The organism is Flavobacterium aurantiibacter (assembly GCF_002251775.1).
GTDB lineage: Bacteria > Bacteroidota > Bacteroidia > Flavobacteriales > Flavobacteriaceae > Flavobacterium > Flavobacterium aurantiibacter.
Genome location: NZ_NOXX01000181.1, coordinates 1 through 23,125 on the forward strand (window position 1 = coordinate 1; position 23,125 = coordinate 23,125).

General features: G+C 38.4%; 25 protein-coding genes. 13 read left to right on the top strand and 12 right to left on the bottom strand.

What is annotated here, in order from left to right:
- From CHX27_RS15710 to CHX27_RS06045, 3 genes are all read right to left on the bottom strand, one after another.
- The coding region (locus CHX27_RS15710) for a hypothetical protein (RefSeq protein ID WP_207758939.1) at positions 1 to 184 on the bottom strand (184 nt) is incomplete at its 3' end.
- Positions 185 to 428: 244 nt separating this feature from the next.
- Entirely contained in the window at positions 429 to 1,217 is a 789-nt protein-coding gene (locus CHX27_RS06040; RefSeq protein WP_094485864.1) for an anti-sigma factor, read from the bottom strand.
- A complete protein-coding gene (locus CHX27_RS06045) occupies positions 1,217 to 1,747 on the bottom strand; it encodes an RNA polymerase sigma factor (protein WP_094485865.1) in 531 nt (176 codons plus the stop codon). The genes CHX27_RS06040 and CHX27_RS06045 overlap by 1 nt, the downstream gene beginning before the upstream one ends.
- Positions 1,748 to 1,872: 125 nt before the next feature.
- Between CHX27_RS06045 and CHX27_RS06050 the strand changes: the two genes are divergently transcribed.
- Entirely contained in the window at positions 1,873 to 2,466 is a 594-nt protein-coding gene (locus CHX27_RS06050; RefSeq protein ID WP_094485866.1) for a glutathione peroxidase, read from the top strand.
- Here CHX27_RS06050 and CHX27_RS06055 read toward each other — a convergent pair.
- Positions 2,452 to 2,949, bottom strand: a complete 498-nt coding sequence (locus tag CHX27_RS06055) for a GNAT family N-acetyltransferase (protein WP_094485867.1) — start codon at positions 2,947 to 2,949, stop codon at positions 2,452 to 2,454. The genes CHX27_RS06050 and CHX27_RS06055 overlap by 15 nt on opposite strands.
- Positions 2,950 to 3,023: 74 nt before the next feature.
- Between CHX27_RS06055 and menD the strand changes: the two genes are divergently transcribed.
- From menD to CHX27_RS06105, 10 genes are all read left to right on the top strand, one after another.
- Entirely contained in the window at positions 3,024 to 4,688 is a 1,665-nt protein-coding gene (gene menD / locus CHX27_RS06060; RefSeq protein ID WP_094485868.1) for a 2-succinyl-5-enolpyruvyl-6-hydroxy-3-cyclohexene-1-carboxylic-acid synthase, read from the top strand.
- Positions 4,685 to 5,521, top strand: a complete 837-nt coding sequence (locus CHX27_RS06065) for a CvfB family protein (protein WP_094485869.1) — start codon at positions 4,685 to 4,687, stop codon at positions 5,519 to 5,521. Before menD ends, CHX27_RS06065 begins: the two co-directional genes overlap by 4 nt.
- A 2-nt stretch (positions 5,522 to 5,523) precedes the next feature.
- Positions 5,524 to 6,369: a 1,4-dihydroxy-2-naphthoyl-CoA synthase gene (locus tag CHX27_RS06070; protein ID WP_094485870.1), complete on the top strand. Its 846-nt coding sequence runs from the start codon at positions 5,524 to 5,526 to the stop codon at positions 6,367 to 6,369.
- On the top strand, positions 6,357 to 6,878 hold the full coding sequence (locus CHX27_RS06075; protein ID WP_094485871.1) for a PH domain-containing protein: 522 nt from the start codon (positions 6,357 to 6,359) through the stop codon (positions 6,876 to 6,878). Before CHX27_RS06070 ends, CHX27_RS06075 begins: the two co-directional genes overlap by 13 nt.
- 3 nt (positions 6,879 to 6,881) lie before the next feature.
- A complete protein-coding gene (locus CHX27_RS06080) occupies positions 6,882 to 8,360 on the top strand; it encodes a PH domain-containing protein (protein ID WP_094485872.1) in 1,479 nt (492 codons plus the stop codon).
- Between the two features lie 2 nt (positions 8,361 to 8,362).
- Positions 8,363 to 9,097, top strand: coding sequence for a 3-deoxy-manno-octulosonate cytidylyltransferase (gene kdsB / locus CHX27_RS06085; RefSeq protein WP_094485900.1), 735 nt, complete (start codon positions 8,363 to 8,365; stop codon positions 9,095 to 9,097).
- A gap of 76 nt (positions 9,098 to 9,173) precedes the next feature.
- Positions 9,174 to 9,818 (top strand): DUF4920 domain-containing protein, encoded by a 645-nt coding sequence (locus tag CHX27_RS06090; RefSeq protein ID WP_243388966.1) that lies wholly within the window; start codon positions 9,174 to 9,176, stop codon positions 9,816 to 9,818.
- Complete coding sequence (locus tag CHX27_RS06095; RefSeq protein WP_094485873.1) at positions 9,818 to 10,282, top strand: hypothetical protein; 465 nt, start codon at positions 9,818 to 9,820, stop codon at positions 10,280 to 10,282. The genes CHX27_RS06090 and CHX27_RS06095 overlap by 1 nt, the downstream gene beginning before the upstream one ends.
- Complete coding sequence (gene mnmD, locus CHX27_RS06100; RefSeq protein ID WP_094485874.1) at positions 10,279 to 10,950, top strand: tRNA (5-methylaminomethyl-2-thiouridine)(34)-methyltransferase MnmD; 672 nt, start codon at positions 10,279 to 10,281, stop codon at positions 10,948 to 10,950. The genes CHX27_RS06095 and mnmD overlap by 4 nt, the downstream gene beginning before the upstream one ends.
- Before the next feature lie 91 nt (positions 10,951 to 11,041).
- On the top strand, positions 11,042 to 11,239 hold the full coding sequence (locus CHX27_RS06105; RefSeq protein ID WP_094485875.1) for a hypothetical protein: 198 nt from the start codon (positions 11,042 to 11,044) through the stop codon (positions 11,237 to 11,239).
- Here the strand turns inward: CHX27_RS06105 and CHX27_RS06110 are convergent.
- The 3 genes from CHX27_RS06110 to CHX27_RS06120 form a co-directional block, all read right to left on the bottom strand.
- Positions 11,236 to 12,000 carry a C40 family peptidase gene (locus CHX27_RS06110; protein ID WP_094485876.1) on the bottom strand — a complete coding sequence of 255 codons (765 nt, stop codon included), beginning with the start codon at positions 11,998 to 12,000 and terminating at the stop codon, positions 11,236 to 11,238. The two genes, CHX27_RS06105 and CHX27_RS06110, sit on opposite strands and share 4 nt — an antisense overlap.
- Before the next feature lie 11 nt (positions 12,001 to 12,011).
- The gene (locus CHX27_RS06115; protein WP_094485877.1) at positions 12,012 to 13,190 is read right to left on the bottom strand and encodes an acetyl-CoA C-acyltransferase; all 1,179 of its coding nucleotides are present in this window, start codon (positions 13,188 to 13,190) and stop codon (positions 12,012 to 12,014) included.
- 487 nt (positions 13,191 to 13,677) lie between these two features.
- Positions 13,678 to 14,172 carry a thermonuclease family protein gene (locus tag CHX27_RS06120; RefSeq protein WP_094485878.1) on the bottom strand — a complete coding sequence of 165 codons (495 nt, stop codon included), beginning with the start codon at positions 14,170 to 14,172 and terminating at the stop codon, positions 13,678 to 13,680.
- An 82-nt stretch (positions 14,173 to 14,254) separates the two neighbouring features.
- On the opposite strand from CHX27_RS06120, the gene CHX27_RS06125 reads away from it, so the two are divergent.
- Positions 14,255 to 15,058, top strand: a complete 804-nt coding sequence (locus CHX27_RS06125) for a hypothetical protein (RefSeq protein WP_094485879.1) — start codon at positions 14,255 to 14,257, stop codon at positions 15,056 to 15,058.
- 150 nt (positions 15,059 to 15,208) lie between these two features.
- On the opposite strand, the gene CHX27_RS06130 is transcribed toward CHX27_RS06125, so the two are convergent.
- On the bottom strand, positions 15,209 to 15,817 hold the full coding sequence (locus CHX27_RS06130) for a DUF6943 family protein (RefSeq protein WP_207758940.1): 609 nt from the start codon (positions 15,815 to 15,817) through the stop codon (positions 15,209 to 15,211).
- A 75-nt stretch (positions 15,818 to 15,892) separates the two neighbouring features.
- Between CHX27_RS06130 and CHX27_RS06135 the strand changes: the two genes are divergently transcribed.
- Positions 15,893 to 17,341, top strand: coding sequence for an IS1182-like element ISFba3 family transposase (locus tag CHX27_RS06135; RefSeq protein WP_094485880.1), 1,449 nt, complete (start codon positions 15,893 to 15,895; stop codon positions 17,339 to 17,341).
- Between the two features lie 912 nt (positions 17,342 to 18,253).
- On the opposite strand, the gene CHX27_RS15335 is transcribed toward CHX27_RS06135, so the two are convergent.
- The 4 genes from CHX27_RS15335 to CHX27_RS06165 all read right to left on the bottom strand — a co-directional run bounded on the left by CHX27_RS15335 (position 18,254) and on the right by CHX27_RS06165 (position 23,123).
- On the bottom strand, positions 18,254 to 18,598 hold the full coding sequence (locus CHX27_RS15335) for a hypothetical protein (protein WP_133063426.1): 345 nt from the start codon (positions 18,596 to 18,598) through the stop codon (positions 18,254 to 18,256).
- Positions 18,599 to 18,767: 169 nt separating this feature from the next.
- Complete coding sequence (locus CHX27_RS06155; RefSeq protein WP_094485884.1) at positions 18,768 to 19,841, bottom strand: serine/threonine-protein kinase; 1,074 nt, start codon at positions 19,839 to 19,841, stop codon at positions 18,768 to 18,770.
- 9 nt (positions 19,842 to 19,850) lie between these two features.
- Positions 19,851 to 20,318, bottom strand: a complete 468-nt coding sequence (locus CHX27_RS06160; RefSeq protein ID WP_094485885.1) for a hypothetical protein — start codon at positions 20,316 to 20,318, stop codon at positions 19,851 to 19,853.
- 9 nt (positions 20,319 to 20,327) lie between these two features.
- Positions 20,328 to 23,123: a TrlF family AAA-like ATPase gene (locus tag CHX27_RS06165; RefSeq protein WP_094485886.1), complete on the bottom strand. Its 2,796-nt coding sequence runs from the start codon at positions 23,121 to 23,123 to the stop codon at positions 20,328 to 20,330.
- Positions 23,124 to 23,125 lie beyond the last annotated feature (2 nt).

Consider the following 23,125-nt stretch of genomic DNA (forward strand, 5'->3'; position numbering starts at 1 on the left):
AATGGGGTTTTAAAACCCCATTATTTTTCAACTTACACAGTTTGTCGGACAGTACCCGATAAAAAGTGCTTTTTAGGTTTGATTTTACTTTTCCTTTTATCGTAGCAATAACTTCGGCTTGTAATATGGGTTTGCGGGTGTTGAATTTGAGGTATTTTTTGAGATTATAGGTTAAACTCGCCATCAGTACTTGTTTGTTGGGGCTTTCTTTTCTCAAACATCTCTCCCCATGCACTCACCCCGCGCAAAGGATTGCAATGGAAACCAAACGAAACAGGGCGGTATTGAGCTGCAAAAGAATTGTGTGACCTAAGAAACACAATTGTTTAGCACAGCGAAAACCGCCCTGTGAGTGGGTTGAAATGGAAAGCCTGACCCCGGCCGGGTTTAGTGGGGGTGGGTTGCGCCCAAATCAGCAATAAAAAATTTTAAACTTTTCCGAGTGCGTACAACTGCTCCATCGTTGGTGTAGCGCTTCCTCCTTCGGGTTCGAGCGTAATTCCAAACGCCTCCGCATCGCCCGTAGGCTCAACTTTGAAGATTTTCTCGGCCGACGAGTCGTAGTTTGCAATCGTACCAATAGACGTTGGCGTAAGTTGTGGAACTAGCTTTAACGACCAGATTTGATACACTTTTCCTTCCGGTGGCTCCGGCAACGACGCAATATCTACGTACACTTCCTGGGACGCTTTGTTCCAGTAAATACGTGCCGACGATTCCGGTGCAATAGCCTGACCCGCCAAATCGATTACCGTATTTTCCTTGCTTCTCAAAACGTTAACCAACGCTAAACGACTCTCATTAACCTGATTTAACGTATCAATTTTCTTCGTGAGTGCCACTTTTTCTTCGTTAACCGAGCTCAGCGCCGCCTCTTTGTTCTGATTCTCAAAGAACAAATAACCGCAACCCAACAAGAACAATACCGAGGCAGCGTAACCAATATACGTGGCCAATCCGATAACTTTTACGGGTTTTGGTGCTTGGATTTCATTGCCAAAAATAGCTTTTGCAATGCGTTGGTAATTTTCGCCCGACAAGTAAGGCGCCATCGTGTACGACAAACTAACAACCGCTGTTTCAATCGATTTAATTTCGTCGCGTACTATCTGGTGCTCGGCCGCCATGCGCTCTACTTCGGCAACTTCGGCTTCAGTAGCTACTCCGTAAACGTACAGTTCAAGGATTCCCGAGGTGATAAATTCATTTACTTCCATTAGACTTGCAATAAATTTCTAAGGTCTGCTATACAATTTCTGTTTTGGGTTTTAACCGTCCCCAGCGGGATTTCCAATTCTTCAGAAGCTTCTTGTTGCGTGTAACCTTTAAAGAATAACAAATCGATAATTTTGATACACTTGGGTTTCAATTTTTTAATGAATTCTTGAATTCCAATTGAATCGATTTTGAAGTTTGCTTTATTGCTGTCATCAAGTAGATGTACGAAATTATCTACGGATAGGTTTTTTTGCGCATTGTTAAATCCTTTTGAACGCAACCGATCGATACTTGCATTGCGTGCAATATTCACAATCCAAGTGAAAAAACGACCCTTGGAAGTATTGTAAGAATCGATATTCTTCCAAATCTTCACAAGTACTTCTTGAAGCACGTCTTCGGCTTCTTCTTTGTCGCGCATCAAATTGTAAATCACGCCATACAGATTTTTCGCGTACATATCATACAGCATCGTATAGGCTTTTTCGTCCTTTTTAAGGAGTAAGGGAATGAGTACTTCTTGTTCCATGCATTTTTTGTTATACCGTAAATATAATTTATTTTTTTGGGAAGCGTAGGTACCCGAAAGTCGACTTTATAAAAATATTATCATCTGTTTAGAACGCAAATAGTACTTTTGATATAAAACTACACATGAAAAATCTATTTATATGCTGCGCGGCGGCACTCATGTTTTCTTGCAACAACTCGGCACAACAAACTGCAAGTGCTGTTTCAGTACCAACTTCTAATCAACAAATTAAAGCTTCTATGAATTTCTACGACATTAAAGTAAATGACATAAACGGGAATTCGTTCGATTTCTCCCAACTCAAAGGAAAGAAAGTACTTTTAGTAAACACAGCTTCGGAATGCGGATTTACGCCGCAATACGCCGAGCTTGAAAAATTGTACAAGCAATACGGCGGCGATACGTTCGTGGTTATTGCGGTTCCGAGCAACGATTTCGGCGGACAAGAACCAGGTTCTGCCAGTGAAATTAAATCGTTTTGTTCGGTAAAATACGGTATTGATTTCCCGATTATGGAAAAAATGGTAACCAAAGGTGCTGGTCAATCGCCTTTATATCAATGGCTTACTTCCAAAGAAAAAAATGGCGTCAAAGATTCTACAGTGATGTGGAATTTCCACAAATTCTTTATCGACGAAAAAGGAAATTTAGTAACCGATTTCTCATCGTCTGTTAGTCCGCTCGATTCGCGAATCGTCGATTTAATCAAGGCGTAAATCCAATTGTAAAATGGCAAGATCGAGGATTTTGCCTTTTTTTTCGGCTATTCTCGGCAAAATTGCGGTTTTTTTAAAACCAAACTTCTCGTGAAAAGCAATACTTTTTGGGTTTTGGGTGTCGATACAAGCTACCAATACATGCAGCTGTTGTTTTTTTGCACAATCGATGAGTGCTTGCAATAGGGAAGAACCCACTTGTTTTCCGCGAAAATCGTTCGAGACGTAAACAGAATGTTCTACGGTGTTGCGGTACCCGTATTTTTTGCGGAACGTTCCGTAGCAAGCAAAGCCGGCAATGCGATTGTCGATTTCTGCAACCAGAAACGGAAAACCTGCGTCGGTTATCGATGCAATGAGTTCCTGTTGGGCTTCGAGGCTACGTGTTTGCTCTTCGTAAATCGATGTGCTGTTTTCAATTTCGTAGTTAACAATGGCAACTACTTCGGGAACATCGGAGGTACGAACAGGTCTGATTAGCATGTTGAATCGGGAATTATCGTCAAAATTAGGAACTTTTATCCGCTACGCCGTACCTTTGAAACAGGAATCTACACATGATCGTACCAGAAAATACACTTGCGCAATCCATCATCCAACATTTGTTGCTGTACAACATTACTACCGTGGTTATTTCGCCCGGTTCGCGCAACGCTCCATTAACTATCGGTTTTGCTTCACATCCGCAATTTAGTTGTTACAGTGTGGCCGATGAGCGCAGTGCTGCTTTCTTTGCAATGGGCATGGCGCTGGAATTGCAAAAACCGGTTGCTGTAATTTGTACGTCGGGTTCGGCTGTTTTAAATTTTTATCCTGCTGTTGCAGAAGCGTTTTACAGTCGCATTCCGTTGGTTGTTATTTCTGCCGATCGGCCGCCGCATAAAATTGACATCGGCGATGGCCAAACGATTCGTCAGAAGCACGTCCTTAAAAATCACGTATGTAAAAGTTTAGATTTACCCGAATTTCCTACCAAAAAATCGGATCGCAAACTGGGAAAAGCTTTACACAAAGCCATTTCCGAGCAATTGCCCATTCACATAAATGCGCCATTCGAAGAGCCGTTGTACCGAACGTTGTCTGATTTTGATTATCGGATTTCAAGCACGCGTATCGTTCCTTCTTCAGAAAAGCAGCCACAACTCGACGCATTTTTCAATTTGTGGAATGCTGCCGAACGCAAATTGGTCTTGATTGGCTCCGGATTGCCGGACCAATTCTCTGCTGCGTTTATCCGCGCTTTGGCGTCCGATCCGAGTGTGCTTGTTTTCACGGAAGCAAACAGCAATGTGCGTCATTCGGAATTCATCAATCAAATCGATTCGTTTATTTCTGAAAGCAATACGTTGTTTACCGAATCGCTGCGCCCAGATGTGTTGTTAAGCTTAGGCGGAATGGTGGTGAGTAAACGCATAAAAACACTACTGCGTACGTACACAGATTTGCCGCATTTTCATGTCGATGCGCATTTGGCATACAATACGTTTGGATTAGACGTGCAACACCTGAAAATGAGCCTAGCGAGTTTTCAGCAGCAATTTGTGGTTCGCAATCAGCATGTTACGTCCACATACAAGCAAAAGCAGTTGCAGCGGTACCGCCGTAAGTTGGAAAAACAATCTGAATTCGAGGCAGTTGCCGCATTTTCGGATTTTTCTGTTTTTAAATTGATTTGCGAAACTGTGCCTGCCGATATTGCTTTACATGTTTCGAACAGCGCATCCATACGCTATATGCAGTTGTTTGCACTACCGGAAAAACTGGCGGTTTATTGCAACCGAGGAACTTCTGGTATCGATGGTTCTACTTCTACGGCAGTGGGATTTTCGGTAGTGAGTTCAAAACCAACGATTTTAGTTACCGGCGATATCAGTTTCTTTTACGACAGCAACGGTTTGTGGAATCAGTACATACCGCAAAATTTCAAGATCATTTTGATAAACAATGGGGGAGGAGGCATTTTTAGAATTTTGCCCGGACACCAAGAAAACGAGACGTTCCATACGTTTTTCGAAACAGCACATTGTTATACCTCCGAACATTTGGCAAAAATGTATAATTTCACGTACCAAACGGCGGCATCGTCGGCCCAGTTGTCGGAAGCTTTAACGGAGTTTTTCGCAGCAAGCGATCGCCGTATTTTGGAAATCTTTACACCAACTAGAACAAACGATTTGATACTAGATCAATATTTTACAGCTTTAAAAATAGACCAATTATGATGGAAATCGGAGTTTTTACCCGTTTGCGAATTCTTCGAAAAACAGCAGTTGGCCTTTTTTTGGGCGACGCCGAAGACAACGAAGTATTATTGCCCAACAAATATGTTACCGATCAAATGCAAATCGACGATGAGATTTCGGTTTTCATTTACCTGGATCACGAAGAACGTCCGGTAGCAACAACTTTAAATCCGTACATCACGCTCAATGATTATGCGTATCTGAAAGTAAATTACATCAATCAGTTTGGTGCCTTTCTCGATTGGGGATTGGAGAAAGACTTGTTTGCACCGTTTGCCGAACAAGCTAAAAGAATGGAAGTTGACAAGCGTTACCTAGTGTATTGCTTTAAAGATGAAAAGACTAATAGGTTGGTTGCCACCAGTAAAATTAACAAGCTTTTACAAGAGGTTCCCGAAGGTTTGCAATCGGGCGATCAAGTTGATTTAGTGATTAGTCACCGTACCGATTTAGGTGTGAATATGATTGTCAACAAACGCTTTCGCGGATTGGTGTACACCGACGAAGCAGCGAGTTTACGCATTCGTCCGGGCGATAAATTAACAGGTTACGTACGTCAAATTCGAGAAGACGGAAAAATAGATTTAGCCTTAAAACCCATTGGATATGCGAAAGTATCAACCGAAGCTAGTAAGTTGCTCAGCGAAATTAAAGCAAACAAAGGTTTTTTAGGCTTAACCGATAAAAGTCATCCGGAAGATGTAAAGTCGGTTTTAAACATGAGTAAAAAAACGTTCAAGCAGGCTGTGGGTCAATTGTACAAACAGCAACTAATTAGCATTACAGAAGAAGGATTAAAACTCAATCAATAAAGATGAAATCAGAACCTAATTGGATAAAAGTAGGCGACTACACCGATATAACGTACCACAAAAGTAACGGAGTAGCGCGTATTGCTTTTAATCGCCCCGAGGTGCGCAATGCCTTTCGTCCGAAAACTACCGCTGAATTGTACCGTGCGTTTTACGATGCACAAGAAGATACATCAATCGGCGTGGTTTTGCTTAGCGCAGAAGGACCTTCACCAAAAGACGGCGTATATTCGTTTTGCAGCGGAGGCGATCAGAAGGCCCGCGGACATCAAGGTTACGTTGGCGAAGACGGCATGCACCGACTCAATATCTTGGAAGTTCAGCGTTTAATTCGCTTTATGCCCAAAGTAGTAATTGCTGTGGTTCCGGGTTGGGCGGTAGGCGGCGGACACAGTTTACATGTGGTTTGCGATTTGACGCTAGCGAGCAAAGAACACGCGATTTTCAAACAAACCGATGCCGATGTGACGAGTTTCGACGGCGGCTACGGCTCGGCGTATTTAGCGAAAATGGTTGGACAAAAGAAAGCGAGAGAGATTTTCTTCTTAGGTAGAAATTACTCAGCGCAGGAAGCTTACGAAATGGGAATGGTGAATGCAGTGATTCCACACGACGAGCTGGAAGCAACAGCGTACGAATGGGCACAAGAAATTCTCGAAAAATCGCCAACATCCATAAAAATGCTCAAATTTGCTATGAACTTAACCGACGACGGCATGGTGGGTCAACAGGTTTTTGCCGGCGAAGCAACACGCTTGGCGTACATGACCGAAGAGGCGGTTGAAGGTAGAAATGCATTCCTAGAAAAGCGTAAACCTAATTTCGGAAAAAACAAATGGATTCCATAGACGACTTTTCCAACAAGCAGCTGCTAACCAATGAACTGCCCGATTTTGAAGCGGTGGAATTGCAGGTTTTGCATCCCGATTATTTGAAAGTAATGCTGATCTACGCGGCCATTGCGACATTTATTCCCGCTGCGGCTTTTGTAGCAGCTATCTTTTTAGTAGAAGATGCGCCGCTATTACTCCCCATCGGATTACCGATATTGTTGATATACATGCTCTTTGTATTCGCGGGAGTTATCATCGGATTTAAACGTCGAGGTTACGCCATTCGCGAACACGATATTGTATATCGATCCGGATTTCTATCAATCAAAACAACGATTATTCCTTTTAATCGCGTGCAGCACATTGCTTTGCACGAAGCCTTGTTTCCGCGCATGTTTAAACTCGCGGGCATTCAATTGTATACAGCTGGAGACGAGTCGAACGATTTAAGCATCGACGGACTTCCTAAAGATATCGCACTTCGAATCAAAGATCTTTTAGCGAGTAAAATTCAAGGTCAGTAATACATGGCAGACTTCGAAACACCTCAACGACAATCCATTGCGGGCATTTTAGTGCTTTTTGTGTTTTCGCTAACCAATAACATCAGGCATTTTGCTACATTACTTTTGGTGGTATTTTTAAGAATGCGCGAACAACCGCTGTATATTTTGCTCGCAATTCTCGGACTTGCGGTGGCATTTTTGGTGTTTGCAGCGCTGAAATATTGGTTTTTTACATTCGAATTAAACATACAAGAGCGAAATTTATTGGTGAAAGACGGCATCATCAATAAAACACGTACCGTTATTCAATTCGAAAATATTCAACAAGTAAGTTTAAATCAGTCGTTTATCCATAAGTTAACGGCTGTTTATGAGGTAATTATCGATACAGCAGGAAGTGCCGACGCTGAGGTGAAAATCAAAGCTGTTTCTAAAGAAGTTGCCGAAAAGCTTAAAGAAACACTTACCCAATACGTAAGTGCGAAGGCTTTGGCTGAAACTTCGACTTCGGAACCCGAACAACAGCTAGCAATCGTAAAAGTTAGCGTCAGTTCCTTAGTGAAAGCATCGCTAACATCGAATTATTTTAAAACACTAGCGCTGATTATTGCGTTCTTCTTTTCGATTTACGAAACGATAGAGCAAGCAAATATTGAAGCAATAAGCGAGGAGGAGGTAGATGCTCTGTCAAAGACTTTCAACTACGGAATGTTACTTGGAGTACTACTTCTAGTTGCATTATTTTTATTACTGGTTATCAATTTTATACGGGTATTTGTTCGTTACTTCGGATTACAGATAAAACAACAAGAAACGGGATTAGAATTCACGTACGGATTGCTCAGTACAAGAAACACAAACATCCGCCCGAATAAAGTCCAACAGCTTACCATCGAACAGAATATTCTGCAAAGAAAGTTAGGCATAGCCGTCATTAAGTTCACACAAGCAGGCGGATTGCTCGGAAAGAATGGTGCCGTAAAATCAGCTTTGGATTTTCCAGGAATTGGTAGCGAAGAAGTACAATCTATTCGCAAGTTTATCTTAGGCGATCTACCAAAAGCACACACGGTTTTACGATCCAACTGGCGCAAAGCGGTTTTTTCATCTTTTCTCGTTTTGATTGTGCCGATTTTGGCTCTGGTTTTTATTCCTGAAATTGATACCATAAATCGCGTAATCGGAGTTTCGGTTTTGATGACTGTAGTTCTTGCCTGGAATTTTGCGGCTCTAAAAAATTATCGCTTGGAAATTGCCGATGGTTATTTGTATTTGCACGCAGGTTTATGGGACAAAACAGTAACAGTACTGCCAATTCACAAAATGCAATCGGTTAACTTGGTGCAACTCGCGTGGCATAAAAACTTAGATTTGGCTAGCTTAACGATCGAAACCGCAGGAGGTAGTTTTACTTTTAAGTTGGGAAATAAATCAGAATTATCGAAGTTCGTAAATCAGTGGTTGTTTAATATAGAATCTTCGAATCCAAAATGGAATTAACTATGAATTGTATAGCAGTTATACCGGCACGTTTAGAATCAACACGGCTTCCGCGGAAGTTATTACAGGATTTAGGTGGCGAAGCCGTTATCGTTCGTACGTATCGCGCTGTAAATGAAACGGGCTTATTCGATAAAGTTTTGGTTGCAACCGATTCTGAAGAAATCGCCGACGTTATTAAAGCCGCCGGAGGAGCCGTTTTCATGAGCTTGAAAGCACACGAATCGGGTAGCGATCGTATTGCCGAAGCTGTCAAAGACCTTGATTGCGACGTTGTAATAAATATTCAAGGCGACGAACCGTTCGTGGATGCCACGCTGCTTAAACAACTTGTGTCGGTTTTTGAAAACGATGTGCATCGAACGGTCGATGTTGCTTCGGTCATGACTCGTCTGACGGAACAGGGAGCAATCGAAAATCCGAACCATGTAAAAGTTGTTGTCGATTCAAAGCAACATGCCTTGTATTTCTCGCGTTTACCTATTCCGTACCTGCGCGAAGGTGGCGAGAAAACTATATATTTCAAGCACATTGGTGTTTATGGTTTCAGAAAAAATGCTTTGTTGTCTTTTGCAGCATTGCCCGCTGGTATTTTAGAAAATAGCGAGAAATTAGAACAACTGCGTTACCTCGAAAACGGTTTTCGAATTAAAATGGTGGAAACCGAGCAGCAATCGATTGGCATTGACACGGCAGCCGACTTAGAGCTGGCGCGCACTTATTTGAAAAACCACTAAAAAACCTGCTACTTTTCGACAACAAAATATATCTAAGGAAAACCCTTAAATTTGAAAACGATTCTAAAATAATTCCATGAAAAAAATTCTCCTTTTCGTTACGTTAAGTGCAGCACTTGTTAGCTGTAAAAAAGAACAAGAAAGTGAAGCCGTTGCTACAAATCAAGAAAAAGTAGTACATACCGACGCTACTGCGCAGTCAGCTGAAATGCCGGAAGCAACGGAAGCAACGGAGACAACAGAGACACCAGAAGCCGCTGAAGCTGAAGAAACCGAAAAAATAGAAGTGAAGGAAAATACTTCTAAAACTCCTACTGTTTCTTACGCGAAGTTCGGAGCGTCTGTATCGGATAAAAACGTATTGTCAAAAGAGCAGATGCTACAGAAGTATGCTAAACTTAAAAAAGGCGATACCATTCAAGTAAAATTTCGCAGTAAAATTGGTTCCGTTTGCAAAAAGAAAGGTTGCTGGATGAAAATGGATTTGGCCTCAGGCAAGGAATCGTTTATTAGATTTAAAGATTACGGATTTTTCGTGCCTTTAAATGCCGATGGCTCAACAGCAATTGTTAGCGGAAAAGCGTTTATCGATGTAGTTTCAGTAGATGAGTTAAAGCACTATGAGAAGGATGCGGGTAAATCGCAAGCTGAAATTGATAAAATTACCGAACCAAAAATCACCTACGCATTTACTGCAGACGGTGTACTAATCGAAGAATAATGCGCGTTTTTTTCATTCTTTTGGCAAGCTTTATTTTCTTTGGTTGTTCCGAGAAGAAAGTCGACACGCAAACGGCGAAAGTTAAAGATTCGGCTAATTGCAAAACGACTATAGCTAAAAAATCGAAGTTTCAAATGTATGAAATGTCGGAAATGGCTGCTTTAATGGAGCAGATGTACGTTGAAAATACGCGAATAAAAGCAACGTTTACCAGCGGCGGCGAAATAGGCACTTATCCCGTGGTTTTCGACAAGATTTATTCGGCAAAAATGACCGATTCGACAGATAACGACGCATTTTTTCAGGCGAAAGCCAAAGAGTTTTTAAAGCATCAAAAACTAATTTACAGCGATACAAAAAATGCACGAACGCACTACCAAGCTGCAATCAATGCCTGTATTAGCTGTCATGAGAAAAAATGCGGCGGACCGATTGCGCGGATCAAAACACTTAAATTAGAGTGATTCGAGAAATCATAACCACCAGCGATGGCTCATCGACGATCCGCTTACCCGAAGTCGATGAGCATTATCATTCCAAACACGGCGCTATTCAGGAAGCACAACATGTATTTATAAAAAACGGATTAGAGCGCCTTTCACAAAAAAAGGTACGGATCCTAGAAATTGGCTACGGAACCGGTTTAAACGCACTTTTAACGGCGCTTTACGCAGAAGAACAACTACTGGAAATTGATTATACAGGAGTTGAAGCCTATCCGATTGAAACGGCCGAACATCGAGCCATGAATTATCCGGAATTACTTGATACACCAGCAGCCAAGCCGATTTTTGAAAAACTGTTTGAAGCAGAGTGGGAGCAGGCAAAAACGATCTCATCTTATTTTAAATTAACAAAACGAAAGTTGCTTTTCGAGCAAATTGAATTTAAAGCCGCGTTCGACTTAATTTATTTCGACGCTTTTGGTTATCGTGTACAACCCGATCTATGGTCGGCAGATATATTTTCTAGAATGTACCAAGCACTTGATTCTGAAGGAATTTTGGTAACCTATGCAGCACGCTCCGTAATCAAACGAAATCTAGAAAGCGTCGGTTTTCAAGTACAAAAAGTGCCCGGACCTCCCGGAAAACGTGAAATGTTTGTTGTTTATAAGCGTTCTAAACTTTAACAATTGTTTTACAGATTGTTTAACACAGGACGTACGAAATCGATTTAGTACATTTTGTATCTTTGACAAACCAGTGTAAAAAACAGACACGATGAGAGGAACAATGGTTGCGTACACCAAGACGATCTTGGAACGAGTTAGTTTTGATCCGAAGCTTTTTCGCAAAGAATTGGAAAAAGCAGTTAAAGTGTTACTTCCTTATGAAATAGAACAACTGAGGGAATGGCTTACCCAGTTTGTTCACGGTAAACCCGAATTGAGCGACTGCCCGAATTTGCTTCCGGCCTAAAAAATCTTTTTAATCACGCGAAGTTTGTGCGTATGCTTGCGCAGTTCGGCATTATAAATCCCGAGGTGGTCGAGGCGATCTACACGAACTTTCCCTGAAGCATGAATGATGTAGTTATCTTTCATAATGATGCCCACGTGGATGATTTTTCCATCCTCGTTATCAAAAAATGCCAAATCGCCTGGTTCGCTTTCTTCAATAAAACTCAAACCTTCGCCTTGGGTTGCTTGTTGTGATGCATCGCGAAGTAGTTTGTAGCCGTTTAGTTTGTAAACCATTTGCGTGAATCCGCTGCAATCAATGCCAAACGGACTCTTTCCGCCCCACAAATACGGCGCGTTCAAATACAGAAATGCCGTTTTTACGATGTTTTCCTTCGGATGTTGTCCGCAAACTTTCATGCCTTCGAAGACATAGCCTTTCGGGTTTAGTTTGCTGTGATACAAACCGCTAATGACTGCTCCGAGCGGAATTGCGAGTAATTCGTCTTCCGCAGTGATGAGATAATCAATTAAATCGCCGTTAAGCACAGTCGGTTCCGCTTCGATTTTTTGAAATTCAGTTTCTGAAATTTCCAAGAATTGCTTTTCGTCGATCCAACCTTCGTAATTGTCGAATGCACAACGAATTCTTCGCCACTGTTTTTGTACTTCGAGTATTTCGAAAGTATCTCCATACAGCAATTGCGAAACAATTTCGCTTCGATCAGAAGATTCAGCGCGAATGGGGACAATCGCTAAATCACAAATTCCGTACTTCATCAGGGAATTAATTAGGCCAACTCAATTACTAGCGCTGAGGCACCACCACCACCATTACAGATAGCAGCTGCACCAATTTTTCCATTGTTTTGAGCCAAAACGTTTAATAAGGTAACAACAATACGCGCACCACTGCATCCTAGCGGATGTCCGAGCGATACTGCGCCACCATTTACGTTTACTTTATCGTTTGGCAAACCAAGAATTTTGGCATTCGCTAATCCAACAACCGAAAATGCTTCGTTGAATTCAAAGAAATCAACATCGGCAACACTGAGTGCTACTTTTTCTAACGCAATAGGCAGCGCTTTTGCAGGAGTAGTGGTAAACCATTTTGGTTCTTGCGCGGCATCTGCATAACTTCTAATGTATGCTAAAGGTTTAATTCCGAGTTCGTTTGCTTTCGCTTCGCTCATCAAAACCACCGCAGCTGCACCGTCGTTTATCGTTGAGGCATTAGCTGCTGTTACGGTTCCGTCTTTGGTAAACGCCGGATTCAAGGTTGGAATTTTATCCAATTTTACATTGGTGTATTCTTCGTCGCGCGTGACCATAATCGGTTCGCCTTTGCGTTGCGGTACCGCTACTGGAACAACTTCGTTATCAAATTTTCCGCTGTCCCACGCTGCTGCCGCACGTTGGTACGATTGAATGGCGAAAGCATCTTGCTCTTCACGTGAAAAATTGTATTCTTTCGCACACAAATCGGCGCAAACACCCATAGCATTTTGGTCGTATGCATCTTGCAAACCGTCGCGTTGCATACCATCTACGAAAGTAACAGGACCAAATTTAGCTCCGGTTCTCAAATGTGCGTAATGCGGAATAAGGCTCATGTTTTCCATACCGCCTGCTACAACTATATGTGCATCGCCGTTTGCAATTGCTTGAGCACCTTGCATAATGGCTTTCATACCACTGGCACAAACTTTATTTACAGTGGTTGTGGGCACTGTATTTGGGATTCCAGCAAAGATGCTTGCTTGAGTTGCGGGCGCTTGTCCGGCACCGGCTTGTACTACTTGTCCCATTAAAACTTCGTCGACCAAAGCAGCGTCTAAATTGATTTTTCCGAGTGCTCCTTTGATGGCAGCTGCACCTAAATGTGTGGCAGGAACGGTTGATAAAGCTCCCATAAAACTACCAATTGGGGTTCGGGCAGCAGCTACGATGACGACTTTTGTGCTCATAAGTGAAATTTTCAGGTTGAATGGTTGCGAAATTAGTAAAAATCGGTTGTTTTGGAGGAGTTTTTTGAAGGGATTTTTAAAGAGTAGGCAAGTGGTTATGTATCTGAATCAAGGTGTAGTGTTTTTATGATCTTATTTTGAGTTATTGGATGAAGCAGAAATACTAGAAACATCAGAAAAGAGATTACGTATTTTAATAATTCTATTCATCTTTAGTAATTTGTGACGGATCTTTTAAAATGTAGAACAGAAATTTCTACAATCTTTTGAAAAAGAAGCCATTAGCGTTAAAATTTCGCTGGTAATTTTACAAGCTTGCTTCAGTTATGATAGTATCATTGGATAGTATCAAAAGCATGGGTTTATGTTACTTTCCTATACAAAAAGTAATTATCTTTGATATTCAATTAGTTATGAAGATTGGGCAACAAATAGGCAACAAAATCTGTAAAATTGGTGACAAATAAGAGAAAATGAGCTTGCTTTGTTAGAACCTATCCACCTGCAAATATAAACCTTTTTTCTTTGTTTTAGCCTTCAAATTGAGTTCTTGATACTTTGGTAGTTCGGTACAATAAAGTTTATCATAAGCCTTTGCAAAGCCGTTTTTGACCATTATTTCGTTTAAGGTGTTGCCGTTAGGCAATACCACATAAGCCAAAGTTCTGCCGTATGGGTCTTGCTCGTTGCCTACTTCTTGAATTAATGTAATCCGCTTTCCAATCTTTGCCTTAGTTCTTAAAAATTCATAAGACTGGTGTGCAAGCTCTATCAAAAAACGCCCTGATAAATGAGTTTCTCTTTCGTCCTGCTTTAGTTTTTTGCAAGGTGTCAACTCTGGTGCATCAATACCATAAAATCGTATTTCTTCCTCTTTATTTGAAATAATATTCTTTGCAATTATACCATCTCCATCAACCACTTTTACAATTTCGTAGTTGGTTTTAATTATTGTCGAACACTTTACATCTAATTGCCTCATATTGCACTATTTAAGTAATTGATTTACAGCTTTTTATGGTGTAAATTTACACTAAATTTTATAATTAAAAAAGCGTATCATTATGGCAAGACAGAAAGGACATATTAAATATGTTGGAACACTCGGAGAAGTTAGACACTTCAAAATTAAAGGTAACGATGGCTACTATGCAGGATTAAAAGGTGGACCATCATCGGAACAAATTGCATCTGACCCTGCTTTCGTTCGTACTCGTGAGAATATGAATGAATTTGGAGGTAGTGCGATTGCTGGAAGATCATTGAGAACCAGTATTGCAAATCTTATCCGTAATAATGGCGATAGTCAAGTTACTGGGAGAATTACCGCAATAATGAAAAGAATCAATCTTGAAGATGGTTCAGAGGTAAGAGGTCAAAGAGCAATTTTAGTAACTGTAGCACCGCAATATTTAGACGGTTTTGAGTTCAATAAATTTGCTTCTTTAAATGGCGTATTTAATGCTCCTTACACTATTACTCCAAGTGCAGGAAGAGATAGTTCAACATTGGATATTGCCCCATTCAATCCATTAGATAGAATGTATATTCCTGCTGGAGCAACCCATTTTAAAATTATCAATGCTATTACAGTATTGTCTGATTTTGAATACAACAGTACAACTGGAACCTATGAGCCGAAGGATATTGCCACAAATGGATTGACAGATGTACAAGATTCGGGATATTTACCTGTTAATGCTCTAACTTCTGCAATAAGTGTTGTTAGTACTTTGCCAGGTTCTCCAACTGTTTCAGCTGATGTGTCGGTGGTAAATTTGTTGGCAGTTGAATTTTATCAAGAAGTTAATTCAAATTACTACTTGTTTTCGCAAGGTAATGCGATGAAAGTTGCAAAAATATTCTAATTCTTCATCAGTGAATTAGACGATTTCGGAAAATCGGGAAAGCCTGCTCTATTGAGTAGGCTTTTTTCTTTTGCACCTATTTTCTTATAATGGCGAAATATGGTTTAAATATCTATTCTTTAAGCATAAAATAAATATGAGATAAGGGCTTTACCTTTTTTTGATATAGCGGTAAAAAATAGCTCTTTTTGCATCATTGATAAGTAGCAAGGTTTCTTTGTATTTTTTCTCCTGCTGCTCTAAAATTTCTAATGCCTTTACTGACTTATTGAAGCCTTTTAAATCGGTGCTGGCTTGCTCTAATCCAGTATTTATAGCTTGTTTACAATCGCCAATGGTAATGAATGGAATAACAGAACCTTTTAAAAAATATTCAAAGGATTTTGCCTTCCACAATCCGAAACAAAGCGAGTAAAAAAACTGCTTATCCTCTTCGGTTTTGGCGGTTAAAACAAAGCAATTCGGGCAAGGCTCGGAAAGTGGTTTTCCGCTGTTATTTCCTTTGCATAGGATGTAAAAATGAGGCTCATTTATTTGAGCTTTTGGACTGTACGTTTTAAGTGAGAATTTTGCCATTTTGAGATGATTTTGTTTGCTTCCGAAATCCCCTCGGACAAAAAATTTTTTGACAAAGAAAAAAACGAAAAAAAAAGAAAGCCATCTCATCAGGTGGTGGAGATTGGACAAGCAAGGTTTTTGAGAAAAAAATACTACCCGATAGGGAGGGCACTGAAAAAGTCCTTTAAATAATAATTGCAATAATTTAAGGAGTAGAAAACTTAGTTTTTCTGCTCCTTTTTTCGTATATTTAGCTGTAATTATAGAGTTTTTTAGATGTTATTAAAGCAGCAAACAATACAATTTAGTTCTCATTCTACGTTGTATGATTTAATAGTTCCAAAGGAAAATATATTAAGAAAAATCAATGATTTAATTGATTTTTCCTTTATTTATGATGAGTTGTTAAACAAATACTGCACAACAAATGGTCGTATGGCAGAAAGTCCTGTTCGTATGTTTAAGTATTTACTTCTTAAAACAATTTACACTATTTCCGATGTAGATGTGGTGGAACGTTCTCAATATGATATGTCTTTTAAATATTTTTTGGATATGAATCCTGAAGACGATGTTATCAATCCAAGTTCGTTGACAAAGTTCAGAAAACTACGTTTGAAAGACACCGACTTATTAAATCTATTGATAAACAAAACAGTAACTATTGCTATTGAAAAAGGAATAATTCGTTCGAAGTCTATTATCGTTGATGCCACTCATACTTTATCAAGATCTAATCCGTTTTTAGCCATCGATGTATTGAGAGAACGCTCCAAGTTACTTCGAAAAACAATATACACCTTTGACGACCAATTTAAAGAACGTATGCCGCAAAAGAATACCGACAATGATTTAGAAAAGGAGTTGGTTTATTGTAAAGAATTAGAAAAACGTATCGAAAACGAGCCATCTATAAGTTCGATTCCTGCAGTGAAAGAGAAATTAAACCTGTTAAAGGAAACTGTGGAGGATACTCAAGAAAACCTAACTTTATCAAAAGATACCGATGCAAAAATAGGTCATAAATCTGCTGAGAGTTCCTTCTTTGGATACAAAACTCATTTGGCAATGACTGAAGAGCGCATCATTACTGCAGCCGTAGTAACATCGGGTGAAAAAGGTGATGGACCAGAATTGCCTAAGCTTATAGAAATTAGTCAAGAAAACGGAATTGATGTAGACACCATTATTGGTGATGCTGCTTACTCTGGAAAAGAAAATCTTAAAATCACAAGTGAACAAAATATTAAAGTAGTAGCAAAATTAAATCCATCAATAACACAAGGAAACAGAAAAGATGCCGATAAATTTGATTATAATAAAGATGCCGATAGGTTTGTTTGCCCAGCAGGACATTTGGCAATAAAAAAAGCACGTGGTGGAAGTAAAAATATTGGAACAAATCAAGTAGACACTTATTATTTTGATGTCGAAAAATGCAAATCTTGTCCTTTAAAAAATGGTTGTTACAAAGAAGGATCTAAAACTAAAACATATTCAGTATCTATAAAATCAGAACTACATCAAGACCAAATTTTTTTTCAAGAAACAGAATATTACAAAGAAAAAGCAAAACATCGATACAAGATAGAAGCCAAAAATAGCGAATTAAAAAATGTATACGGTTATGATAAAGCAATTTCATACGGCATTACCAATATGCAAATGCAAGGTGCAATAGCAATATTCACAGTAAACTTAAAAAGAATTCTCAAATTAATGTAGAAAACGCAATCTGCTCAGGTATTTTGAAAAAACAACCTGTAAAAACCAAAAACAAACTTATACAACCTCCAATAAAAAACAGTTGCAAAAAGAAAAACGCTCATAACGGATATTTAAAATCCTGTTACAAGCGTTTTTTTATTGACTAAAAACGGTACTAATCAAAATAGTCGATGTTTTTCAGTGCCCTCCCGATAGGGTGGAGATTTTTTTTTCAAAACCCGTAGGGCTTGACCTTGATGGGCCAATTGTAACCACCTACTTTTGCTTCCTTTTTTATTCTTTTTTGGCAAAACATCTTTACTATACCTATTTAAAATGATAGTACTTCTTTGCAATTCCAATGGGGTAAACACTTCCAGAAAAAAAATAAACTATACCTTATTTGTGCGGTGGGTTGTGCGTTGCAAGTGTAGTAACTGAACGGAATGGAACGATTGCTCGGATATGGAATGAAGCAATACTGTATGCTTTTGCAGGGATGCAAACTTTGCAATCTTTTCATTTCTGCAAAGTTTATTGGGCTGGGGAAAGCATACGGATTGCGTAATGGAATTGTGCGGTGGGTATCGTGGAATGGAGAGAAGGCACTACTCTTGCTGGCAAATTAGGCTGTAGTGGGTGCTATGTAGAGAAACGGAATAGTACCTACTAAAAGCCGACACTAAACATCATAGTTTATTTTTTTTCTGACCGCTGAAAGGGTGGTGGGGAATTGTGGTTCTTAGGTTGGGTCCGGCTGGTTAAAACACGGCTACGATACCAAAAAATATTTGCGTTGGGTTTTGCGTTGGGGAATATTTTTTTGGTAGCGTCTATGGTGCTGGCTATTTTACATAATGTTATTATAGGACAGACTGTGCGTTTGGGTGCTTGCACAAGCAGGGAAAAAGGCTGTACTATAATGCCACATTATGTTAATGTAGCTTCCGACATTTTTAATACTGGCATAAGCGAAATGGTGGTGGTGGTTGGAATGTAGCGGCTTTTTGTTTGGGCTGTGGAGGGTTGGCAACAGCTCTTTGCTTTTTTAGTTTTACCGCTAAAGAAATATATGCTGTAAACAAAAAAGCAATGTGCTGTATAGCGTTGGCAACAGCCCACACAAAAAGTATGACAGTTTAAAAATGGCGGCAGTACCATAGTATGCACTGAAGCGTTGGCATTGTGCGGTGGGAGTGCATAAGCCGTGTTTTGTGCGGTGGCTGGGTGGGTCTTATTTCTTCTTACCTTGTTCGGTAAAAATATGATACCCATTACCTAAATCAGTTGATTTTAATACTTTGGCTGAATCGAAAGATTTGGGAATTTTTACTTTAGCAGAATACACGCTTCCTTTAATCAAATTAGAGTTTTCCTCTCTTGATTTTAAAGGTGTATTGTTATATGTTAACTGCTTTGGCATCATCTTAATGGCTAACGATAATTAAATCGAATTATTGTTTAATGCTTTCTTAACAAGCGAATAAGCATCTTCAAATGTAGTGCTTTTTATGCAATAATCCTTTATCTGACGTTCCTTTGCACTTAATAAGCCTTTTTTGGTAGTTTTTAATTCAGCTGTTTTATCATCCTTACCTATTATAGAAATATTATACTCTTTATCGTCTTTTACACATTGCCAAGTGCAACCATTCTCTAATGGAATCATTTGCCAGTTGTGAGATATTTCAATCTTAGCAAGGTCATTTAAAAAATCTAATACATTTTGATAACGATGCTCAGGGTTAGGCTGTAAAGCTGTTCTTATATAATTTCTGAGTGTTTGGGGGATATGATGCAAATAAGCACTTCTATCAGGAAACTTCCCTTCAAATATCGCTTTGAGAAACTTGTCATTATCAAATATACCTTCCTTATTTACAAACCTGTTTAACTGCTGCTTAAAAAAGCCATTACCATTACATAAACGATAAATTGTTAAACCTGCTTGAAATATATCGCTTTGATGGGTTATTTCATTTGAGTGAATTGCTTCGGGTGCTCTATGAAAATGATAAAACTTATCAATCAAGGTTAATCCTTCTTCATTTAGGTAATGTGCTAAGCCAAAATCGGTGAGGATTGCATCATTGCCATCAGACACTAAAATATTAGTTGGCTTTATATCGCAATGAATAAGTCTTTTGGAGTGAATATGATGTAGACCACTTAAAAAATCAATACTGTATTTAACTATTTCGCCAACTGTGAGTGGTCTTTGATCTATTATACTGTTCAATGAGCCTTTTTGAAATAAAGGCATTGTAATATAAATATATTCTTCATCCTGGCAGGAATACTGAATTGGTGCGATATTAGGATGGTTTGAACTATACAACATCTTTGCTTCATCAAAGAATGATGAATCATCTTTAAAATCAGATTTATTGATTTTCTTAACAACAATTTCAGTGTCTAACTGGTTATCGTGAGCAATGTGAACGGTTGAGTTCCTACCTTCCTGACCTATATCTTTTAATATTTTGAAGTGTAATGATGTTTGGGTATAATCAAGCATAAATTTATATTATAAAGTTATTGAAGCAAAACCTACTAATATTGATTCTCTATGTTCCTTTGAAAATAATTTCCAATCAGTAATATTATTATAATCTTGCGAGCCATCAATAAACAAACCAATTGCACCATCATTACCAATACCTAATTTGGAAGCAATAGACCCTTTTACACCAGTAAAATAATACTCTACATTGCTACTTGCTATTAATTCTTGAATGACTGCTTCTAACATTATTCTAAATAAGTCAGGGGACTGGGCATTGTTTTCAGTAATACGTATTCCAGCACGAACTACATTATACTCTTTGAATATATCTAACAAAGTCTTTCTTATATATTTTAGCTTATTAGGAATGTCAAATGACTTAGGGATAATCAATTCTTGATTAACCAATGAAAATGAATCATCTTCTTTTAACTCTATAATGGTATAAAAAACCTTATGCGGTGTACATCTTAATCCTGCTGCAATCATTTTTTTTATTTACGAGAATATTGTTTTATAGCGTTCTGACCTTAGTTGAAATGCTTTTTCGCTTCCTTCCATTACATCACAAATTTCTTTCTTAATGGCACTGTTTTCTACTGTTCCTGAATGAAGGACTTTAATGTCAGTAGTTGTTGAATCCATTGAAAGAATGTACTCAGCATCTCCATTTACTGGAATATTAGCATTATGAGTAACTACTATAATTTGCCGTTTCTCTTTTGCTTTCTTTAAGCCTTTTACTACTAAGTCATAAACTAATCTATTATCAAGGTCATCTTCGGGTTGGTCGAGCAAAAGAGGTTCACTTCCAAAAGAAAGTAAAAATGTTAAAATAGCTGCCGTTTTTTGACCTGCTGATGCGGTTGATAATGGTTTGAAACCTGTTGAACCTTCAGGTTTGTATTTTACGATAATCTCATCTTCGGGCATAAATAGCTCAATACTATCTATCTGACTTGGGCTTAATTTCCTCAGTGCATTTTTGAAATGACCGCCAAAATGTTCGGATGAAATATCGCTGTAGTGAGCATCTAAAATTGCCTTTTTACAATCTTTTATTTTATTCTCAACTATGCCAGTAAAACATAAGGTTTTTAATTTTTCAATATCGTCACCAAATGAAGAATCATTACTTATTATGGATCTTATCTGACTTTCAAAATCATCTTGGTTTCTAAAACCTTTTATTTCAATTTTAATATTATCAGCAGTAATATGGTCTGATATGAATGTAGAACGAATTGCTGTTATTTCTTTACAAACATCAACATATTCCTTTAGTAGGTTAGTGCATTTAGCATTAATGTCAATGATTTCCTTTTCAATAGCCTCTATCGCCTTTAATTCTTGCTGTTTATCAATAACAACTAATTTTAGCTGCTGATACTTAGAGAGAGCCTCTATTTCAGATTCAGATAGTGCTTTTTTCTTTTCTTCTATTTCAGCAAGAAGTGAACTAAGTGCTTTCTGCCAGTCAGAATTTTGAATAGCTAAATCGAATGTTGATTTTAATTTGCCAACCTCTGAAATTATTTTATCTAATTCCTTTTCCTGTTGAGCTATTGATTGAGTAGCATTTTGTATTAAAGTTTCTATTTCTACTCTGTGTGTTTCTTGGATATTTACGGTGTCAATATCTGGAATTGTAAAACTTTCCTTTATCTGCACCAAAGCAATTTTTAGGTTATCAATTGATTCAGTGAATGATTTAATTGGTTTACGGTCTTCAACAAAAAAATCGGTGCTTTTAATGGTAGTGGTTATACCTGATTTATCTATGGCTTTGAGGGTATTGTTAATGTCCTCTAAGTCGGTTTTAATTTTAGTCTTACCGCCAATTGCCCCTTGTTTTGTTCTTAGGCTTGTCCTTGCTTCTAAAAATTCATTAGCAATTTTACTCTTTCGCTCCAATACATCTTGCAACACAGGAATAGCGTTATCAATCCTTTCACGTAAAGCATTTGGGTTTTTTGCTATCTCATAAATTTGTTTTTGTGAGTACTGCTCAAATTCAAATATTTCTAAAAGGTCTTTATCATCATCTTTTACTGAAGACCAAGAGCCATCAAGATATTTAAAGACTTCTATTAATTGACTTGAAGCGGAATTTATTTTACTTGCTACGATTTTATAGAGAACCTCTTTACGGACTATTTCTATTTTAACAACAGATGTATTAAGGTCGAAAACACCTGTCGTTTCTTTTTTGTGAGATGTATCTGCTTTTTTATAAAATAAGTTTTGTTCTCTTAAAAGGTCATCAAAATCTTTAAGATTAACTGCTCTATTGAAAACACCTCTAATGAACCTTAAAATACTTGACTTCCCGCTACCTCTGCCGCCTATTATTGTATTTAGTTGTGGATTAAAGTCAATTTCTAAATCTTGCTTTTTTGTTAAATTAGTGCCAGATACTTTAAGGCTTTTAAACCAAATATCGGGTTGTTTATTGGGGTCATTATCCTGAATGTCAAAATCATTTATTACTCTATGCTCGGGAAGTAGAAATGCTTGTCTTAGTCCTTCTAATGAAGGTGTTTCATCCATTTTTATCCAAGTGAAGCGTGAACCAATGCCCCAAAGACCGTGTTGAGAATCACCTGCCTTATGTGGGTTGTCTGAAAATGTTAGGATAGAGATATTTTTTGCTTTAGCTAAATCAACTGGTTTTTTCCAAGCTACTTCATCAATGGTACTTTTTGTATTGCCATAATATTGTACTAATTGACTATGAAAATCGGCAGGAACTTCATTTATATAAAAAGCCTTATGAACGACTTGAACTGCTGTAATATCAGGACGCTCATAAAAATCAATTAAATTTTGATGACTTAAATTAAATATTCCAGAAAACTCATCTATATGGGCAGGAATAACTATAGCATTACATTTATCTCTTACAATATTAGCAACCTCTACAACTGATTTATTTGTTGAAGCCAATTGATCTCCATATACAGAGTGTTCTATATCACATTTGCTTAAAAAACTTTTGACTTCTTCTTCTCCTTTAGATGGGTCAAATAAAATTAATAAATGAATTTTTGTTGAATCGCAAGTAATCTCTACACCAGGGAATATGGTAATCGGTTTATCCTTTGCAGCTGCTTGAATTTCTTTTATACCTAAAGGTGTATTGTGGTCTGTAACTGCTACACAATGCAAACCTTGTTCAATAGCTCTATTAACCCATTGCTCGGGCGTAACTTCTCTATCAGCAAAACATTCGCTTGCTGTTGTATGTAAATGCAGGTCGCATTTGTACCATTTTGAGCCTTTAAATTCTATCATAC

Bases quoted from the DNA above. Each gene is read 5' to 3' on its own strand.
- CHX27_RS06115 (WP_094485877.1), bottom strand. From the start codon at position 13,190: ATGAGCACAAAAGTCGTCATCGTAGCTGCTGCCCGAACCCCAATTGGT.
- CHX27_RS06045 (WP_094485865.1), bottom strand. From the start codon at position 1,747: ATGGAACAAGAAGTACTCATTCCCTTACTCCTTAAAAAGGACGAAAAA.
- kdsB (WP_094485900.1), top strand. From the start codon at position 8,363: ATGAATTGTATAGCAGTTATACCGGCACGTTTAGAATCAACACGGCTT.
- CHX27_RS06070 (WP_094485870.1), top strand. From the start codon at position 5,524: ATGAAATCAGAACCTAATTGGATAAAAGTAGGCGACTACACCGATATA.
- CHX27_RS06075 (WP_094485871.1), top strand. From the start codon at position 6,357: ATGGATTCCATAGACGACTTTTCCAACAAGCAGCTGCTAACCAATGAA.
- CHX27_RS06050 (WP_094485866.1), top strand. From the start codon at position 1,873: ATGAAAAATCTATTTATATGCTGCGCGGCGGCACTCATGTTTTCTTGC.
- menD (WP_094485868.1), top strand. From the start codon at position 3,024: ATGATCGTACCAGAAAATACACTTGCGCAATCCATCATCCAACATTTG.
- CHX27_RS15335 (WP_133063426.1), bottom strand. From the start codon at position 18,598: ATGGGTATCATATTTTTACCGAACAAGGTAAGAAGAAATAAGACCCAC.
- CHX27_RS06110 (WP_094485876.1), bottom strand. From the start codon at position 12,000: ATGAAGTACGGAATTTGTGATTTAGCGATTGTCCCCATTCGCGCTGAA.
- CHX27_RS06165 (WP_094485886.1), bottom strand. From the start codon at position 23,123: ATGATAGAATTTAAAGGCTCAAAATGGTACAAATGCGACCTGCATTTA.
- CHX27_RS06135 (WP_094485880.1), top strand. From the start codon at position 15,893: ATGTTATTAAAGCAGCAAACAATACAATTTAGTTCTCATTCTACGTTG.
- CHX27_RS06160 (WP_094485885.1), bottom strand. From the start codon at position 20,318: ATGATTGCAGCAGGATTAAGATGTACACCGCATAAGGTTTTTTATACC.
- CHX27_RS06055 (WP_094485867.1), bottom strand. From the start codon at position 2,949: ATGCTAATCAGACCTGTTCGTACCTCCGATGTTCCCGAAGTAGTTGCC.
- CHX27_RS06080 (WP_094485872.1), top strand. From the start codon at position 6,882: ATGGCAGACTTCGAAACACCTCAACGACAATCCATTGCGGGCATTTTA.
- CHX27_RS06120 (WP_094485878.1), bottom strand. From the start codon at position 14,172: ATGAGGCAATTAGATGTAAAGTGTTCGACAATAATTAAAACCAACTAC.
- CHX27_RS06125 (WP_094485879.1), top strand. From the start codon at position 14,255: ATGGCAAGACAGAAAGGACATATTAAATATGTTGGAACACTCGGAGAA.
- CHX27_RS06065 (WP_094485869.1), top strand. From the start codon at position 4,685: ATGATGGAAATCGGAGTTTTTACCCGTTTGCGAATTCTTCGAAAAACA.
- CHX27_RS06155 (WP_094485884.1), bottom strand. From the start codon at position 19,841: ATGCTTGATTATACCCAAACATCATTACACTTCAAAATATTAAAAGAT.
- CHX27_RS06105 (WP_094485875.1), top strand. From the start codon at position 11,042: ATGAGAGGAACAATGGTTGCGTACACCAAGACGATCTTGGAACGAGTT.
- CHX27_RS06040 (WP_094485864.1), bottom strand. From the start codon at position 1,217: ATGGAAGTAAATGAATTTATCACCTCGGGAATCCTTGAACTGTACGTT.
- CHX27_RS06095 (WP_094485873.1), top strand. From the start codon at position 9,818: ATGCGCGTTTTTTTCATTCTTTTGGCAAGCTTTATTTTCTTTGGTTGT.
- CHX27_RS06090 (WP_243388966.1), top strand. From the start codon at position 9,174: ATGAAAAAAATTCTCCTTTTCGTTACGTTAAGTGCAGCACTTGTTAGC.